This is a genomic window from Streptomyces sp. NPDC043427 (genome assembly GCF_056436655.1).
The window spans coordinates 73,867-90,172 of sequence record NZ_JBWKCC010000014.1; the positions used below are offsets into that span (position 1 = coordinate 73,867).

Annotated in this window: 10 protein-coding genes, 1 tRNA gene and 1 pseudogene; 6 read left to right on the top strand and 6 right to left on the bottom strand. The window is 71.1% G+C overall.

What is annotated here, in order from left to right:
* Positions 1-57: 57 nt before the first annotated feature.
* The 3 genes and pseudogenes from glmU to AC067M_RS22695 form a co-directional block, all read right to left on the bottom strand.
* Positions 58-1,506 (bottom strand): bifunctional UDP-N-acetylglucosamine diphosphorylase/glucosamine-1-phosphate N-acetyltransferase GlmU, encoded by a 1,449-nt coding sequence (gene glmU / locus AC067M_RS22685; RefSeq protein ID WP_478698825.1) that lies wholly within the window; start codon positions 1,504-1,506, stop codon positions 58-60.
* 117 nt (positions 1,507-1,623) lie between these two features.
* A tRNA-Gln gene (locus AC067M_RS22690) sits at positions 1,624-1,694 on the bottom strand.
* A gap of 11 nt (positions 1,695-1,705) precedes the next feature.
* Positions 1,706-2,493 (bottom strand): annotated as a pseudogene (locus tag AC067M_RS22695) (hypothetical protein).
* A gap of 167 nt (positions 2,494-2,660) precedes the next feature.
* On the opposite strand from AC067M_RS22695, the gene AC067M_RS22700 reads away from it, so the two are divergent.
* Positions 2,661-3,947 carry a sensor histidine kinase gene (locus AC067M_RS22700; RefSeq protein WP_478698826.1) on the top strand — a complete coding sequence of 429 codons (1,287 nt, stop codon included), beginning with the start codon at positions 2,661-2,663 and terminating at the stop codon, positions 3,945-3,947.
* Between the two features lie 20 nt (positions 3,948-3,967).
* On the opposite strand, the gene AC067M_RS22705 is transcribed toward AC067M_RS22700, so the two are convergent.
* Both AC067M_RS22705 and AC067M_RS22710 read right to left on the bottom strand, forming a co-directional pair.
* Positions 3,968-4,462 carry an SUKH-3 domain-containing protein gene (locus tag AC067M_RS22705; protein WP_478698827.1) on the bottom strand — a complete coding sequence of 165 codons (495 nt, stop codon included), beginning with the start codon at positions 4,460-4,462 and terminating at the stop codon, positions 3,968-3,970.
* Between the two features lie 58 nt (positions 4,463-4,520).
* On the bottom strand, positions 4,521-5,036 hold the full coding sequence (locus AC067M_RS22710) for a YwqJ-related putative deaminase (RefSeq protein WP_478698828.1): 516 nt from the start codon (positions 5,034-5,036) through the stop codon (positions 4,521-4,523).
* Positions 5,037-5,355: 319 nt separating this feature from the next.
* On the opposite strand from AC067M_RS22710, the gene AC067M_RS22715 reads away from it, so the two are divergent.
* The 3 genes from AC067M_RS22715 to AC067M_RS22725 all read left to right on the top strand — a co-directional run bounded on the left by AC067M_RS22715 (position 5,356) and on the right by AC067M_RS22725 (position 10,684).
* On the top strand, positions 5,356-6,345 hold the full coding sequence (locus AC067M_RS22715; protein WP_478698829.1) for an SMI1/KNR4 family protein: 990 nt from the start codon (positions 5,356-5,358) through the stop codon (positions 6,343-6,345).
* An 8-nt stretch (positions 6,346-6,353) separates the two neighbouring features.
* Complete coding sequence (locus AC067M_RS22720) at positions 6,354-9,605, top strand: SUKH-4 family immunity protein (RefSeq protein WP_478698830.1); 3,252 nt, start codon at positions 6,354-6,356, stop codon at positions 9,603-9,605.
* Between the two features lie 194 nt (positions 9,606-9,799).
* Positions 9,800-10,684, top strand: a complete 885-nt coding sequence (locus tag AC067M_RS22725) for a cellulose-binding protein (RefSeq protein ID WP_478698831.1) — start codon at positions 9,800-9,802, stop codon at positions 10,682-10,684.
* Positions 10,685-10,841: 157 nt separating this feature from the next.
* Here AC067M_RS22725 and AC067M_RS22730 read toward each other — a convergent pair whose 3' ends face one another.
* Positions 10,842-12,401 carry an MFS transporter gene (locus tag AC067M_RS22730; RefSeq protein ID WP_478698832.1) on the bottom strand — a complete coding sequence of 520 codons (1,560 nt, stop codon included), beginning with the start codon at positions 12,399-12,401 and terminating at the stop codon, positions 10,842-10,844.
* A 450-nt stretch (positions 12,402-12,851) separates the two neighbouring features.
* Here AC067M_RS22730 and AC067M_RS22735 point away from each other — a divergent pair, with 450 nt between their 5' ends.
* Positions 12,852-13,640, top strand: coding sequence for an ABC transporter ATP-binding protein (locus tag AC067M_RS22735; protein ID WP_478698833.1), 789 nt, complete (start codon positions 12,852-12,854; stop codon positions 13,638-13,640).
* On the top strand, positions 13,637-16,216 hold the full coding sequence (locus tag AC067M_RS22740) for an ABC transporter permease (RefSeq protein WP_478698834.1): 2,580 nt from the start codon (positions 13,637-13,639) through the stop codon (positions 16,214-16,216). Before AC067M_RS22735 ends, AC067M_RS22740 begins: the two co-directional genes overlap by 4 nt.
* Positions 16,217-16,306: the final 90 nt, after the last annotated feature.

Below are 16,306 nucleotides of genomic sequence, written 5' to 3' on the forward strand. Positions count from 1 at the left end.
GGGGAATGCGGGTGTGCACCTATCACGGTACGCCGTGTTCGAAGCACCGCTTTCCGGTCAGCTTCCGCTTTCCGCCTGGCGGGAGGCCACCTCGGCCGCCTTCGCGGCCGCGCTGCCCGGACGCTTACGAGCCACCCAACCCTCGATATTCCGCTGCTGACCACGGGCCACGGCCAGCGAACCGGGCGGCACATCCTTCGTGATCACCGAGCCGGCCGCCGTGTAGGCACCGTCCCCGACCGTGACAGGCGCCACAAACATGTTGTCCGAACCGGTACGGCAGTGCGAGCCCACGGTCGTGTGGTGCTTGTCCTGACCGTCGTAGTTCACGAAGACACTCGCGGCACCGATGTTCGAGTACTCACCGATCGACGCGTCACCGACATACGACAGGTGCGGAACCTTCGTCCCCTCCCCGATCGAGGCGTTCTTCGTCTCGACGTACGTACCGATCTTGGACTTCAGCCCGAGGCGCGTACCGGGCCGGAGATAGGCATACGGCCCGACGGTCGCCTCGGGACCGATGTGGGCGTCATCGGCCACGGTGTTGTCCACCCGCGCCCCTGCGCCCACCTGCGTGTCCTTGAGCCGGCTGTTCGGACCCACCTCGGCGCCCTCGCCCAGGTGGGTAGCGCCGAGCAGCTGCGTGCCGGGGTGCACGACGGCGTCCTGCTCGAACGTGACGGTGACGTCGACCCAGGTCGTGGCGGGGTCGATGACGGTCACGCCCGCGAGCATGGCGCCGGTGAGCAGCCGGTCGTTCAGGATCCGACGCGCCTCGGAGAGCTGCACCCGGTTGTTGATCCCGGCGATCTCACGGTGATCGGCCGCCACGGACGCGCCGACGCGATGACCCGCCTCGCGGAGGATGCCGAGGACATCGGTGAGGTACTCCTCGCCCTGCGAGTTGTCCGTACGAACCTGCTTGAGGGCGCCCGCCAACAGCGCTCCGTCGAACGCGAAGACACCCGAGTTGATCTCCCGGATCGCCCGCTGCGTCTCGGTCGCGTCCTTGTGCTCGACGATCTCCGTGACGGCACCGGAGGCGTCGTCGCGGACGATACGGCCGTAGCCGGTCGCGTCCGGGACCTCGGCGGTCAGCACGGTCACCGCGTTCCCGTCGGCCTCGTGCGTGCCGGCGAGCTGCTTCAGCGTCTCGCCGGTGAGGAGGGGGGTGTCGCCGCAGACGACCACGACGGTGCCGTCGAGGGTGCCGCCGAGCTCTTCGAGGCCCATGCGGACGGCGTGCCCGGTGCCGTTCTGCTCCGCCTGTACTGCGGTGCGTACGTCCGGGTCGATGGTGCTGAGGTGCCCGGTGACCTTCTCGCGAGCGTGCCCGACCACGACGACAAGGTTTTCGGGGTCCAACTCTCGGGCGGCGGCCAGCACGTGACCGACGAGGCTGCGACCGCAGATCTCGTGCAGGACCTTCGGTGTGGCCGACTTCATACGGGTGCCCTCACCCGCTGCGAGTACGACGACGGCTGCCGGGCGGATGGCGCTCACGGGGTTGCCCTTCGGCTGTGGAGGGGTGGGGGTTGACATCCGCAGGATACCGGGGCGTTTCGTGGAGGACATGAGAGTGGGCCCTGACGGTGAGGTCAGGGCCCACTTCTGCTGGGGCTCCCGGAGAAGGATTCGAACCCTCATTCAACGGACCAAAACCGTTTGTCCTGCCCTTAGACGATCCGGGATGGCTCGTGCGCTATGTCCGATTCGGTTGATCGGCTACGCGTGCGGACTCCACTATGCCGTACCAGGCGCCCTCCATGCGACGATACAAGTCGGCGCTCTTGAGGACGTAGATGATTAGGCAGCCACGATATGCCTCCGCGGTGTTCTTCCGGCTCGTCTTCGGGTTGTGCTTCTTGACGGTCGCCTTTTGGAATGCGGAAGGCTCCACGCCCACCAGCCCGGCCCAGAACTCTTCGGCGTCCGTGACGTTGGCCGACTCGTGGATACTCACCCGGAAGCGCAGGCGGTCGCGTTCCACGTTGAGTAGGTCGAGCCAGCGCAGGAAGAAGCTGATGACGTTCGGGTCGCTGTTGATGAAGTGGAGCCTTTCCCGGCGGCTGTACGACTTGTCCTTGGCGCCTTCCGCCCAGTAAAGGGCCACTCCCGCCCTGCAGCGTTGCCTCCCAGCCGCGCTTGGCGATCGCCGCTGCCTCCTCAGGGTTGCGCTTGCGCTCAGGCTTGGGTAGATCCCGGACCCACAACGAGATCGAACTCTTCGAGCACCCCAGCTCCACCTGAATCTGGTCGTACGTCCAGCCCTGAAGCCGTAGCTCCCTCGCCCTGTCCCTCTGGTCGTCCTTCGCGTTCGGGCGCCCATTCGGGAGGCGGCTCGCCCTCCAGAAGCCGGTTGAGGATGTCGTTGTTGTCGACGTGCAGTCGGTCGCGGATCTGGCGTCGGCTGTGTCCCGCCCGCCGCAGAGCGACCGCCTGCTCCCGCAGCCCCTCGAAGTCCGCGTACTTGCCAGGTGAATGTGCCATGTGCATACCGTCCGGGCGGAATGATCGGTTCCGGGGTCGAACAGGCATGGTTCAGCAGTTCGAGCGGTACCAGGCGGTTTCGGAGGCATTCCGTTACGGAGTGTGGTGTAGGCCAGTCGGAGAAACTCGCCGGAAAAGCGGGGGTGGGCGCCCGTAGGCTGGGAGGCATGACCACGACGGGGGAAGACCACGGGACGGCCTTGGGAGGGCCGTGGTGGTGGGACAGACGGCGTAGTGCGGTGTTCGACTCGAGTCTCGCGGTGGTGTCCGCGCTGGAGTGTGCGGGGGAGGGGGTTCCGTTCGCGCGGGCCGCGGGGATTCCGCTCGCGGTGGGGGTGGTGTTCGGGCTCTCGGCCGGATCGGTTCTGCTGGTCCGGCGGCGGTGGCCCATCGCCGTGGTGCTGGTCGCCATCGCGATCACGCCTGCTCAGATGGGGTACCTGATGGGCATCGTCGGGCTGTACACGCTCGCCGCCGCCGAGATGCCGCGACGGATCATCGCGTCGCTGGCCGGGATGTCGCTGCTGGGGACGTTGATCGTGACGTTCGTGCGGGTGCGGCAGGGGATGGACCAGGGGAGTCTGACGCTGGGGGACTGGTTCGTGCCGTTCGCGGCGATCGCGACGTCGTTGGGGTTGACGGCGCCGCCGGTGTTGCTGGGGCTGTACGTGGGGGCGCGGCGCAGGCTGATGGAGAGCTTGCGGGAGCGGGCGGACAGTCTTGAGCGGGAGTTGCAGCTGCTGGCGGAGCGGGCCGAGGAGCGGGCGGAGTGGGCGCGTAACGAGGAGCGGACGCGGATCGCGCGGGAGATGCATGACGTGGTCGCGCATCGGGTGAGCCTGATGGTGGTGCATGCGGCGGCGTTGCAGGCGGTGGCTCGGAAGGATCCCGAGAAGGCGGTGAAGAATGCCGCGCTCGTGGGGGACATGGGGCGGCAGGCGTTGACGGAGTTGCGGGAGATGCTGGGGGTGTTGCGGAGCGGGGACGCGCCGCGGAAGCCGGCGTCGGTGCTGCCCGCCGCGGTGGCGGTGGCGGTGGTCTCTTCCCAGGGCAATGGGGAGGAGGGGCCGTGTCTGTCGGAGTTGGAGGAGTTGGTGGGGCAGTCGGCGGCTGCGGGGATGGTGGTGGATCTGTCGGTGGAGGGGGATGCGCGGTCGTATGCGCGGGAGGTGGAGCAGACGGCGTATCGGGTGGTGCAGGAGGCGTTGACGAACGTGCACAAGCATGCGGCGGGGGCGAAGACGCATGTGCGGTTGGCGCATCGGGTGTCGGAGATCGCGATGCAGGTGGAGAACGAGCCGCCTCCGGAGATGGCGTCGTCGGCGCGGTTGCCGTCGGGGGGCAACGGTTTGGTGGGGATGAAGGAGCGGGTGTTGGGGCTGGGGGGCGTGTTCGTGTCGGGACCGACGGATGCGGGGGGTTTTCGGGTGTCGGCGGTGATTCCGGCGTCGTAGCGCCGAGGAGCGTTCTGGATTCAGTTCGCTGCGAGGCGGGTCGGCTCTATGCCGGTGACGAGGCCGGCGAGGGCCTGGTCGATGTCGGGGCCGAGGTACCAGTCGCCGGTGTGGTCGAGGGCGTAGACGCGGCCTTCGGTGTCGATGGCGAGGAGGGAGTGGGTGTCGGTTTCGGCGCCGAGGGGGCTGACTTCGGTGTCGAGGGCGCGGCCGAGGTCGCCGAGGGTGCGGGCGAGGTGGAGGCCGTGGAGGGGGTCGAGGTGGAGGGTGGCGGGGGCGACCTGGCGGCCGGGGCCGGTTGGGGTGATGTGGAGTCCGCCGAATTCCGCCCAGGCCTCTACGGCGGCGGGGAAGACGGCGTGGCGGTGGCCGGCGGGTGAGGTGTGGTCGCGGAGGGCGTCGGCCCAGATCTCGGCCTGTTTGATGTCCCAGCGTCCGGGTTGCCAGCCGGCGTTGCGCAGGGCGGCGTCCACGGGGACGGGGAAGCGGGTGGTGGAGGTGCGGTCGGTGTGCATCTGCCCTTTGTTGATCGATGTGGTGCTGTGTGGTTCGGTGCGGTCTTTGTTCTGGGGGTTAGTTGTCGGTCGTGGCGGGGTCGACGATGCGGACGCCGAAGTGGGCGCTGAGGGCGGTGCAGGCGCGGCAGGGGGTGGCGAAGCTGCCGTGGAGGGGGTCGCCGTCCTCGCGGATGCGGCGGGCGGTGAGTTTGGCTTGTTTGAGGGCTTTTCGGGCTTCGCCGTTGGTCATGGGTCTGCGGGCGGCGCGTTTGCTGCGGGCGGCGTCGGCGTTGGCGATGTGGCGTGAGATGAGGAGTGCCTCGGCGCAGCGGCCGGTGAAGCGGTCGCGTTGGGCGCTGGTGAGGCTGTCCAGGAAGTCCTGGACGAGGGGGTGGAGCGTGGGTGGCTGGTCGCCGCGGGCGGCGGTGCTGGTGAGGGTGGTGCCGCGGACGGAGAGGGCGGCGGCGACGGTGGGGAGTATGCCGTCGCGGCGGTGGAGGAGGGTGGGGATCGTGGGGGTTTCGTTGCTGCTCCAGCCGATGCGGGGATCGCCGGAGCGGCTGGTGTGCGGTCCCGTTTGCGTCGTGTTCATGATCGTCTTCCCCTCCCGAGCATCCCCCGGACGTCACAGGGTGCCAAATCGCGGGGCTGGTGCGGTAGCTGGGGCGGCGCGACACGCCCGGGTTTGGGCTGGCTGTCACGGCGGGGTGACGGCTGGTCACGGAAGCGGAGGGGCGGGGACCGGTGCCGGTGACCGGTGTCCTCGTACCGCATAGGCTGTCGACACCGCGACAGGTGCGGTCAACGCGCGTCGGTGCCGTTGGAGACAGTCGAATACGGCCGTGGCGTGCCGGAACCGGAACGGTGCCGGCCGCTGTGGGTCGTACAGAGTGCCGCAGGGGGCAACCGCCATGACGACAGGTCGGCTCGGGCAGCAAGCCGCGCCGCCGAACGCGGCCTATGCCGGGCAGGTCGTGCACTTCCCGGATCCGGTCCGGGCCACTCGTCACCCGAGGGGGGTGCGGGTGGACGAGCACGGTTACCCCGACTTCTCGCCCTATGCGCGTGCGGCGGCGGAGATCGCCGATCCGCCGGAGGGTTTCGGGGTCGACGAGTTGCGGCTGACGGACTACGTGTCGGCGAACGCGGCGCTGGCGGCGTCGGGGCACGACTTGTGGGACACGGTGCCCGCGGTGGCGACGCCGCATGGTTGGACGTGGCATCACGTGGTGGGTTCGCGGCGGCTGGAGTTGGTTCCGGTCGAGGTGAAGGCGTTGTTGCGGCATCACGGTGGTGTGGCGACGGCGTTGGTCGATCAGGGCAAGCGGGGGACGCGTCCGTTGCAGGAGACGCGGCCGGTGCATGTCGGGTTGCCGAAGTCGGGTGTGGCGGTGACGGAGCAGCAGGTGCAGGGGGTCGAGGAGGATCTCGGGTACCGGTTGCCGGGTGCGTATCGGTCGTTCTTGAAGGCGGCGGGTGGTTGTGCGCCGGTGGGGGCCGCGCTGGACGCGGAGTTGGGGCTGCTGGTGGACCAGCCGTTCTTCACGGTGCGGGACGAGGCGGCGGTCAATGACCTGGTGTATGTGAACAAGTGTCTGCGTGACCATTTGACGAAGGATTACCTGGGTGTCGGTTTTGTCCAGGGTGGGTTGTTGGCCGTGAAGGTGAAGGGCGACCGGGTCGGTTCGGTGTGGTTCTGCGCGTACGACGATGTGCGGGACGTGGATCCGGCGTTGCCGCCGGCGGAGCGTACGGCGCGGTTGTTGCTGCCGTGCGGTGAGGATTTCGACGTCTTCCTGTCCCGGCTCGCGGGCAATCCGCCGGAGTTGGAGACGGTGGCGAACCTGATGGTGGACGGCGGGTTCGCGCGTGCCGTTCCGGTTTCTTCCGTGGGGGAGTGAGCTCAGCGATGGTGACGTTCGCGCAGGCGCAGGAGCGCGCGGAAGAGTGGATCAACGGGGACGTTCCGGCGTACCAGCATCGTGAGGTGCGGGTGCGGGAGTTCGAACTCGGGTTCGTGGTGTGGGGCGAGGACCGTGCGGACGGTCCGCGTTCGGACGGGGGTGCGCAGCGGCTGGTGATCGCCCGGGACAGTGGGGAGGCCACGCTGTGGCCCGCGCTGCCGGTGGGTGAGGTGATCCGCCGCTACGAGGAGGAGTACGGCCGTCCGGACGGCGCGGCCGATACGGCGCCGGCGCCTGCGGCTCGGGTGGACCTGAACCAGACGTCCTTCTTGTTGTCTCCGCCGGAGTGGTTGCAGGAGGCGGCGGACAAGCTGGGAATTCCGGATCAGCGGGGGACTGCTGGGGAGGAGGGTCCTTCGGGGGGTTCTCCTTCCGGGGCGGCCTCGGGGGCTTCGGAGGCGCTGCCTGAGACGCAGGCCGGGGTGCCTTTCGGTGCGCCCTCTTCGCCCTCTTCGCCGTCGGCCCCGTCGTCGTCCCCGTCCGTGCCGTCCTCGCCGTCTTCGTCCTCGGGTTCTCAGCCTGGTGCGGCTTCCGCGGCGCCGGGGAGTGGTGCTTCGTGGCCGGCCGCCGCGGGCACGGGTGGCGACGAGGCTGGGGCGCGTGTGGAGGGGCCCGGTGCGCCGAGTGCGCCTGCCGGGGCTACGCCCTGGGCTGGGACGGACACCAATGCCGACGCCGGGGAGGACCGTTCCGTACCGCTGCCGGCGACTGTGTTCGCGCCGCCCCTGGCCGACGTCGGCGATGACACACCTCCGCCTGTCGCTCCGGACGCCAAGACGGCGCTGATGTCGGGCGGCAGCCAGCTTCCTCGCACCGCCGTGGCACCGGCGGTCGATGAGCAGGGTGCGCCGGGGGCGGGCGGCACACCGCCGCCCGGCGGTGCGCCGTCGTACGGGTATCCGCAGGGGCCGGGTGGTCCCGGTGGGGTCGGCCCGGGTGGTCCGGGTGCTTCCGACGGTGGTACGCCGCCGCCCGGGCCCGGTGTTTCGCCGTACGGGTATCCGCAGGGGCCCGGAGCTCCGGGTGGTCCTGGGACTCCGCCTCCGGGTGCGCCCTCGTACGGGTATCCCCCGGGTGCGCCTCAGGGGCCGGGTGGTCCGGGGGCGCCGGGGCGGCCGTTGGCGCCGAATGCCGGGGACATCGCCGATGCCGCGACCAGCAAGGCGGCGCCTCCTCGTCGTGGGCGGGGGGCGACCCCGCCGCCTCCGCCGGGTGCTCCCGGAACGCCGGGGGCACGGCCGGGCAGTACGCCTCCGCCGCCCTCCGCGCCGGGGGCGCCGGGCGCTCCCGCCGGTGGGTATGTGCCTACGCAGCTCGTGTCGACGCTCGGCCCCGACGGCCCTGAGGGCCAGGGCGGCCCGGGTGCGCCCGGTGCGCCGGGTGGCCCCCACACGCCCGCTCCGCCGAACGTGCCGGGTGCGCCGCACACACCCGGTGGTACGCCTCCGGGTGGTGTCCACCATGCCGCCACGATGCTCGCCGATCCCGGTCGGATGGGTGGGGGTGCGCCGCCGCAGCCTCCGGGCGCGCCGCAGGCGCCTGGTGCTCCGGGTGCTCCGGGTGTGCCCCATGCTCCGGGTGCGCCGGGTGCCCCCGGTGCGCCCAATCCGCCTGGGGCCGCAGGTGCCCCCGGTGCTCCGGGTGCGCCTGGTGCCCCGGGTGTACCGGGTGTGCCTCAGCCTCCGGCCGCTCCGGGTGTGCCGCATGCTCCGGGTGCGCCCGGCGCCCCCAACCCGCCTGGCGTTCCCGGTGCCCCTGGCAGGCCCGGCGCCCCTCAGCCTCCGGGCGCCCCGGGTACACCCGGCGCTCCAGGCGCTCACGGCTCCGCAGGTGGCGCGCACGGTGCTGTTCACCACGCCGAGACCATGCTGGCCGCGCCCCCGGTGGGCGGTCCGGGCGCGCCCCCGCCGCCGCAGGCCCCCGGCATGCCCGGAGCCCCGGGCGTCCCTGGTGCTCCGCCTGGCCCGCCTGGTGCTCCGGGTGCGCCCCGTGTCCCCGGCCCCCCGCCCGTTGTCCCTGGCGCGCCCGGTGCCCCCGGTGCACCGCCAGCTCCCCCCGGCGTACCCGGCGTACCCGGGGCGCCCGGCGCACACCGCCCTGGTGCGCCCGGTGTCCCCCCAGGCGCCCCCCAGCCCCCCATGCCCCCCGGTGCGGTCCCGCCGCCCGGGCAGCCTGGACCCGGGGGGCCGCCGCCCGCGTACGGCTATCCGCAGCAGGCCGGTGTGCCGACGGTCGGGCCCGGTTATCAGGCCGTGCTGCGCTACCGCGCGCAGGACGGTTCCGAGCAGCAGCTGATCCGGCGTTCCCAGCCGGGGACGCCGCACCCGGAGTGGCAGATCTACCACGAGCTGCGGGGCATGAACGTGCCTCCGGACCAGGTGCTGGAGCTGCACACGGAGCTGGAGTCGTGCGAGCTGCCGGGTGCGTACTGTGCGCGGATGATCCGGGAGCAGTGGCCTCAGGCGCGGATCACGAGCATCGCCCCGTACGGCACGGATCACGCGAGTCGGCAGCAGGGCATGCAGCAGTTGCTGGCCCACCAGGGTGAGCTGCACCAGGTGGCCGACGGTCCCGCGCGCCCCGCGCCGGTGCGTGCTCCGTTGCCGCCCGTGCAGCCGGTGCCGCCCATTCCGCCGGAGGGTGTCGCGCAGGAGCTGGCGGCGGCGTTCGGGCCGGGGGTGTTCCGGTTCGAGCAGGCGGCGGTGTCCCGTCAGGGGGTGCCGCCGATCGTGGCGCACACGCTGGTCGTGGCGGGGCTGCCGGGGGACATGGGCCCGTTCTTCTGGGCGCAGACCCAGGCCAATCGGCCCGTGCCGACGCTGGCCGAGCTGGCGCAGGAGCGTGGGGTGCAGCCGGCCTCGGACGCGGGTTCGTACCTCGTGATGGGCACGGACTTCGGCAAGGCCATCTGCGTGCAGTACGGCACGGCGAACATCGTCGCCGTGCCCGTGGAGGCGGGGCCCGGCGGGGCGCCCGTACCCCCGCAGTTCGTGAACACCGGTCTGCCGGAGTTCGCGCGGTGTCTCGCGCTGCTCGGACGTATGTGGCGGCTGCGGTTCGGGCTGAACCAGGAGCAGGCGGGCCGGTGGACCGTCGACTTCCAGGCCCAGTTGGCCTCGCTCGATCCGGCGGCGCTCGGTTCGCCGGAGAGCTGGTGGTCGGTGCTGCTGGAGCAGATGTGGGACGGGCTGCTCTGACGACAGCTGTCGGGTGAGGGGGCCGGGGGGGGGGGGGGGGGGGGGGGGGGGGAGCGCCCCACCCCCCCCCCGGCCCCCTTTCGTGCCATGCCTCGCAGACGTTCGCGGCTTATAAGCGGAGTGTCGCGTTATGAACACTTCCGTCTGATCCATCAAGATGTGCGCGAAATGGATCCGGCGGAGAGGGTTCCAGGATGAGCAGCGCATCGGTGTCGGCCCACGGTTTCGTGATCGTCCGGGGGCGCGGCTATCGGCCCGAACAGGTCGACGCGTACGTCGAGGCGCTCTCCGACGATCGTGACGCCGCCTGGGAGCGGGCCGCCCGCCTCACCGTGCTCGCCAGGGACATGGACGAGGAGGCGGAGTGGCTGCGGGAGGCGGTGACGCACCTCGCTCCGCAGTCGTACGAGGCGCTGGGGGAACGCGCCCGGCGCCTTTTCGAGCTGGTGGAGGAGGAGGCGGCGGCCGAGCGGGAGCGTGCGCGGTGCGAGGCGCGGGAGTGCCGTGCCGAGGCCGAGGCGGACGCGCTGGAGGTGCGCCAGGGGGCGCAGGAGGAGGCGGACGCGCTGCGCGCGGAGGCCGAGGAGCGCGCCCGTCAGCGGTTGCTCGTGGCGCGTGCCGAGGCGGACGAGGTCCGGGTGAGCGCCCGGCGTGAGGTGAAGGAGAGCCGGGGCGAGGCGCTGGCCGCGCTGCGGGAGATGCGTCAGCGCACCACCGCGATGCTCACCGAGCAGGGCAAGGAGTTCGCCGAGCGGATTGCCGAGGTGGAGCGGGAGGCGGCCGAGCGGGCCGCCGCGCTGGACGCGCGGCACGCCCGCTTGGTGACGCGGGCGGAGGAGGCGCTGTCCGAGGCGAAGCAGGCGTTCGCCGAGGCGGAGGAGTCGGCCCGGCGGCGGCAGGAGGAGGCGCAGGCGCGGGCCGCGGAGCTGGGGGCCGAGGCGCGGTCGTGCGAGGAGCGCATCGCACGCGAGACGGAGCGGGTGCTGCGCGAGCACAGGGAGCGCCGGGACGACGTACAGGCGCACATGGACCACGTGGCCAGCAGTTTGACGGCGCTGACGGGGCGGGCGGCGGAGTGACCGAGAACACCAAGCACACCAAGCACACCGAGTACACGCCGAGAGCACGCATCGGGCGCCGCTCCTTCACGGGCACACGTTGCGTGCCGCGACACGAAGGCCTCTCGTCTGGATCATGCCGGGCTCGCGGAGTCCGGCCTGATCCGAACGAAAGACCCTAGACCGCCGCCCCCTCCCGGTCACCGGGATTTTTCAGCACCGGGAAGCGGCGCGGGGCCACGCACAGCAGCACCAGGAACGCCAGGGCCGCCGCGCAGGCCGCGCCCAGGTAGACCGCGTGCACCGCGTCCGCGATCGCGTGCCGGGTGGATTGGGGGGCGGTGCCCGCGTCGAGGGCCCCGGTGACCGACTCCAGGTCGCCGGCGCCGCCGAGGCGCGCGGCCAGCACGCCGTTGGCGATGGCGCCGAAGACCGCCGCGCCGACGGTCTGGCCCGTCTGACGGCAGAACAGCACGGACGCGGTCGTCGTGCCGCGTTCCGCCCAGCCGACCGTCGACTGGACGCCGACGATCAGGGGGAGTTGGAAGAGGCCGAGGGCCGCACCCAGCAGCAGCATCAGCAGCGTCGGCTGCCAGGCCTCGCCCGGGTACGGCAGGAACGGGAACGCGAACAGCACCAGTGCCGCCGCGCCGATGCCGAGCAGCGCCGTGTCCCGGAAGCCGATCCTGCGGTAGACGTGCTGGCTCAGCGCGGCCGACAGCGGCCAGCTCAACGTCCATACGGACAGCACGAATCCGGCGGCGACCGGGCCGAGGTCCAGCACCGACTGTGCGTACAACGGCAGGAACACCGTCGGGGCCACCATCAGCAGGCCCAGCGCGCCCAGTGCGAGGTTGACCGCGGCGATCGTACGGCGGCGCCACACCCAGCCCGGGATGATCGGCTCGGCCGCCCGGCGTTCGACGACCACGACCAGCGCGGCCAGCGCCAGCCCCGTGGCGAACAGGGTGAGCGAAGGCGCCGACAGCCACGGCCATGCCACACCGCCCTGCACCAGCGCGGTCAGCAGGACGCCGCCGCACGCGAACACCGCGAGCGCGCCCGGCCAGTCCACGCGCGCGTGGGGGTGAGGTGGCGCCTTCGGCTGGGATGCCCGCGGCGACTCCCGCTGCGGTTCGTGCAGATGACGGGCGATCAGCCACAACGCCACCACACCGATCGGCAGGTTGACGAGGAAGATCCACCGCCAGTCGGCGTATGCCGCAAGGAGGCCGCCGATGCCGGGGCCCGCGACCGCCGACACCGCCCACACGGTGGACAGCTTGGACTGGATCTTCGGGCGCTCCTTCAGGGGGTACAGGTCGGCGGCGAGCGTCTGCACCGTGCCCTGCAACGCCCCGCCGCCCAGGCCCTGGACGACACGGAACGCGATCAGCGCCGCCATGTTCCAGGCGAGCGCGCACAGCAGGGAGCCCAGCAGGAACACGGCCGCGCCGACGATCAGCACGGGTTTGCGGCCGAAGGTGTCGGAGAGCTTGCCGTAGACCGGGAGGGTGACGGTGACGGCCAGCAGGTAGCCCGAGAACAGCCAGGAGAAGACGGAGAAGCCGCCGAGGTCGCCGACGATCTGCGGTACGGCGGTGGAGACGACGGTGGAGTCCAGGGCCGCCAGCGCCATCGACAGCATGAGCGCGGCGACGACGGCGCCTCGTCTGCCGGTGGCCGTGCGCCGTGCGGCGCCGCGTGTCGCCGGTGTCGTACCGCTCGTACCGCTCACTCACAGTCCCCTGTCGTGCCCCCTGCATCTATCTGCCGTGGGACAGCTTCCCATTGACCCTCACGCGGCGGGAGGGTGCAGCCTGGGTGCACCGAAGGGTGGAACCGACCCCGAGAAGCGCTCCACCCGGCGGTGGACGGCCCCTAGGGGTACCTCCGTACTACGGCTCGGGGAGGGTTCGTACCGCCGGAGGACGAGACGGCACGGGGGCACTCCTTAACCTGGCTTTACGTCGTCGGGGGCGGCCACCGTCACCCCCGGGGGGTGGGGTTAACCCCCCGTGAAGAGGGTGCCGAGCACCAGCGCGCCCGGCACTCCTGCGGCGACAGACTGAGCGACGTACCGACCGGCGGGCGCACCGCCGCAGCACCGCACCGCCGCAGCGACGAGCAGGGCACACGACCTGCGGATCGGTGCACCCCACTTGCTGACCGACATAGGAGACATACCGTGACATCGGCTGTGACCATTCCCAGGCACGGGGGCACTGGAGGGCGTACGGCCGTTGCCGCGCGGGCGCGGCAGGTCGTCAAGGCGTACGGGTCCGGGGAGACCCGTGTCGTCGCCCTCGACCACGTCGACGTGGACATCTCCCGCGGTCAGTTCACCGCGATCATGGGCCCCTCGGGGTCCGGCAAGTCCACGCTGATGCACTGCCTCGCCGGGCTCGACACCGTGACGAGCGGTCAGATCTACCTGGACGACACCGAGATCACCGGCCTGAAGGACAAGAAGCTCACGCAGCTGCGCCGGGACCGGATCGGGTTCATCTTCCAGGCGTTCAACCTGCTGCCGACGCTCAACGCGCTCGAGAACATCACGCTCCCCATGGACATCGCCGGCCGCAAGCCCGACAAGGGGTGGCTGGACCGGGTCGTGGAGACCGTCGGGCTCGCCGGGCGGCTCAAGCACCGCCCCACCCAGCTCTCCGGCGGCCAGCAGCAGCGTGTCGCCGTGGCCCGGGCGCTGGCCGCCCGCCCCGAGATCATCTTCGGTGACGAGCCGACCGGAAACCTCGACTCGCGGGCCGGCGCCGAGGTCCTCGGCTTCCTGCGCCGCTCGGTGGACGAGCTCGGCCAGACCATCGTGATGGTCACGCACGACCCGGTGGCGGCCTCGTACGCGGACCGTGTGCTGTACCTCGCCGACGGCCGGATCGTCGACGAGATGTTCAAGCCGACCGCGGACGCCGTCCTCGACCGCATGAAGGACTTCGACGCCCGGGGGCGCACGTCATGACCGTCATGAAGACCTCGATGCGCAACTTCTTCGCGCACAAGGGCCGGATGGCCCTGTCGGCGGTCGCGGTGCTGCTGTCGGTCGCCTTCGTGTGCGGGACCCTGGTGTTCACCGACACGATGAACACCACCTTCGACAAGCTCTTCGAGGCCACCTCCTCGGACGTGACCGTCAGCGCCAAGGGCGCCTCCGACACCGGTGAGACCACCTCCGACAACGGCAAGCCGCCGGTCATGCCGGCCGCCGTCCTCGGCAAGGTGCGGGGGACACAGGGCGTGAAGTCCGCGGAGGGGGCCGTCTTCTCGACGTCGGTGACCGTCGTCGACGCCGACAAGGACAACCTGTCGCCCTCCAGCGGCGCGCCGACCATCGTCGGCGGCTGGAACGCCAACGAAGCCCGAACCATGGAGATCACTTCGGGTGCGGCGCCCAAGGGCTCCGGCCAGGTCATGGTCGACGAGGACACCGCTGACAAGCACCACCTGAAGCTCGGTGACGAACTCGGCGTGATCAGCGCGGTCGGCAACCACACCGCGAAGATCTCCGGCATCGCCGCCTTCACCGTCACCAACCCCGGCGCCGCGATCTTCTACCTGGACACGAAGACCGCGCAGCAGTGGCTGGTCGGCGAGACCGGCGTCTACACCAACGTCAACGTCACGGCCGCGACCGGTGTCACCGACGCGCAGCTGAAGAAGAACGTCGTCGCCGAACTCGGCGGCGCCTACAAGGTGCAGACCGCCAAGGAGACCGCCGACGCCAACCAGAAGGACGTCGGCGAGTTCCTGAACGTCATGAAGTACGCGATGCTCGGCTTCGCCGGGATCGCCTTCCTCGTCGGCATCTTCCTGATCATCAACACCTTCTCGATGCTGGTCGCCCAGCGCACCCGCGAGATCGGCCTGATGCGCGCCATCGGCTCGTCCCGCAAGCAGGTCAACCGCTCCGTGCTGGCCGAGGCGCTGCTGCTCGGCCTGATCGGTTCCGTGCTGGGCGTCGGCGCGGGCGTCGGCCTCGCGGTCGGGCTGATGAAGCTCATGGGCATGACCGGCATGAACCTGTCCACGGACGACCTGACCGTCGCCTGGACGACCCCCGTCATCGGCCTGGTCCTCGGCGTCGTCGTCACCGTCCTCGCCGCCTACCTCCCGGCCCGGCGCGCCGGCAAGGTCTCCCCAATGGCCGCCCTGCGCGACGCGGGCGCCCCAGCCGACGCCAAGGCCGGCTGGATCCGGGCGCTGGTCGGCACCCTCCTCACCGGCGCCGGCGGCTACAGCCTCTACCTGGCCGGCACCGCCGACCAGGCCAAGGAGGGCTCGCTCTGGCTGGGCCTGGGCGTGGTGCTGACACTGATCGGGTTCGTGGTCATCGGCCCGCTGCTCGCGGGCGGCGTGGTCCGGGTGCTGGGCGCGGTCCTGCTGCGGATGTTCGGTCCCGTCGGACGCATGGCCGAGCGCAACGCGCTGCGCAACCCGCGCCGTACGGGGGCCACGGGCGCCGCCCTGATGATCGGGCTGGCGCTGGTCGCCTGCCTGTCGGTGGTCGGCTCGTCCATGGTCGCCTCGGCCACCGATCAGCTCGACAAGACCGTCGGCACGGACTTCATCATCCAGAACGACCGTGGGCAGCTGGTCACCCCGCAGGCGGTCAAGGCCGTGAAGTCGACGCCGGGCCTGGAGCGGGTCACCGAGTACAAGGGGACCCAGGCCGACTTCACCACCCCCGACGGCAAGACGCTCAAGGACACCGCGATCACCGCCGCCGACCCGACCTACGCGACCGACCTGCGCACCGAGGTGGTCGCCGGCAAGCTCACGGACGCCTACCGGCCCGACGCGATGTCCGTCCACGAGGACTTCGCCGAGGACCACAAGATCCACCTCGGCTCCAAGGTCTCCGTGGCCTTCAAGGACGGCTCCACCGCCAAGCTGACGGTCCGCGCGATCACCAGCAGCGACGTCGTCATCGACCAGGGGGCGATGTACACGTCCATCGCCACGCTGGCCAAGTACGTCCCGGCCGACAAGATGCCGCTCGACCAGCTGGTCTTCGCCACGGCGAAGGAGGGACAGCAGGACACCGCCTACAAGGCGCTGAAGTCCGCGATGCACGACTACCCGCAGTACCAGGTCCGCGACCAGACCGACTACAAGCAGGCGCTGAAGGACCAGATCGGCCAGCTGCTGAACATGATCTACGGCCTGCTGGCGCTGGCGATCATCGTGGCCATCCTCGGCGTCGTGAACACCCTGGCCCTGTCGGTCGTCGAGCGGACCCGCGAGATCGGCCTCATGCGGGCCATCGGCCTCTCCCGCCGCCAGCTGCGCCGCATGATCCGCATGGAGTCGGTGGTCATCGCCCTCTTCGGCGCCCTCCTCGGCCTCGGCCTGGGCATGGGCTGGGGCGCCACGGCCCAGAAACTCCTCGCCCTCCAGGGCCTGACGGTCCTGGAAATCCCCTGGCCGACCATCACGGGCGTCTTCATCGGTTCGGCCTTCGTGGGCCTGTTCGCCGCGCTGGTCCCGGCGTTCCGGGCGGGCCGGATGAACGTACTGAACGCGATCGCCACGGAGTAGCAACCACACAGAGCCACGGCCCGCGGGGGAGCCCGGCGCCGAGAACCCACGGGGGTGTTCTCGGCGCCGGGCACGTGTGTTCTCAGCCCG